Annotated in this window: 2 protein-coding genes and 1 pseudogene; all 3 read left to right on the top strand. The window is 75.3% G+C overall.

The features are described 5' to 3' along the window. A pseudogene (locus HTZ82_RS31710) lies at positions 1-183 on the top strand (hypothetical protein); the annotation flags it as partial. Next, a complete protein-coding gene (locus HTZ82_RS05155) occupies positions 180-443 on the top strand; it encodes an acyl carrier protein (protein ID WP_175408069.1) in 264 nt (87 codons plus the stop codon). The pseudogene HTZ82_RS31710 and the gene HTZ82_RS05155, both read left to right, overlap by 4 nt. Further along, positions 440-1219, top strand: a 780-nt coding sequence (locus HTZ82_RS05160; protein WP_309235313.1) for a lantibiotic dehydratase, incomplete at its 3' end; no start/stop codon positions are given. The genes HTZ82_RS05155 and HTZ82_RS05160, both read left to right, overlap by 4 nt.

Here is a 1219-nt window from a genome sequence, read left to right on the forward strand (position 1 = left end):
GCCCTGTCCGAACCTCCCGGCCTGTCCGCCCTGTCCGAGCCCGCCGGCCTGTCCGGGCTCTCCGGGCTCTCCGGGCCGTCCGGCCTGTCCGGCCCTCCCGGGTATCCCGGGTATCCCGGCTTTTCCGAGCGTCCCGAAGTGCCTGAATTTTCCCGCCTTTCCGAACTGGAGGAGATCCGATGACCGAGACCACCCTGACCGCCACCGGCCGTGCCACGACCACCGAGCTGCTGGTCCGCGTCTACCGGGACGCCCTGGGCATCGCGGACCTGGACGAGCACAGCGACTTCTACGAGAACGGCGGGGACTCCCTGACCGCGTTCCAGGTCACCGCACGGCTGGAGGAGGCACTCGGCGTGGAGGTGCCGGTGGCGCTCGTCTTCGCCTACCCGACGCCCGCCGACCTCGGTGACGTCGTCGACACCGACCTCCTCCAGGGGTGAGCGCCGTGGACGGCATGGGGACGGCCGGCGGGCGGTGGAGGCTGTGGGAGCAGTTCGCGCTGCGCGGGCCCGGCTTCCCGGCCGGCGGGGTGCTGCGGCTCGCCCCGTACGGTCTCGCGGAGGCGGCCGACAAGTTCGCGCCGGACGATGAGCTGGCCGGGGAGCGGTGGGACGGCTTCGCGGGGCTGTTCGCGGAGGCCGCGGTCGAGACGGCGCACACGCTGCAGGACATCGCGCGGACGCCCGCGTTCCGGGAGGCGGTGGCGTGGCAGAACCGGCCGGTGCTCAGCTCGGGGATCGCCCCGTTCCTGGCGTGGTCGCCGAGCGCCGCGGGCCGCACGAGCATGCCGCGCCAGCGCGAGGAGCTCGTCGCGCACTACTGGCAGCGCTTCTGCGTCAAGAACGACACCATCGGCTTCTTCGGGCCCGTCGGCTGGGGGCACTGGGACCTGAGCGAGCCGGGCGTCGCCGTCGACCCGGGTGAGGGGCTGATCGCCGCGACGGAGGTGTACTTCGCCGGGTGGGCGGTGGACGCGCTGGCGGCGCGCGTCGACGCCGACCCCGCGCTGCGGGAGTGGGTGGCGCCGCGGCGGGTGCCGTTCGTGCGGGTCGCGGGCACGGAGGTGACGGTGCCGGGGCGGCCGCCGCGTACGGTCGGGCAGGACGCGGCCGCCGTGCTGGGGCTGTGCGACGGGGTGCGGCCGGCGCGGGACATCGCGGCCGCGCTGCCGGGCGTCGACGTGCCGGCCGTGCTCGCCGACCTGGTGGCCCGCCGC

Origin of the sequence: Streptomyces sp. TRM64462, assembly GCF_013362995.1 — a bacterium.
Lineage (GTDB): Bacteria > Actinomycetota > Actinomycetes > Streptomycetales > Streptomycetaceae > Streptomyces.

What these genes read in the sequence shown, in the direction of transcription:
- HTZ82_RS05155 (WP_175408069.1), top strand. Translation starts at nt 180, where the DNA reads ATGACCGAGACCACCCTGACCGCCACCGGCCGTGCCACGACCACCGAG.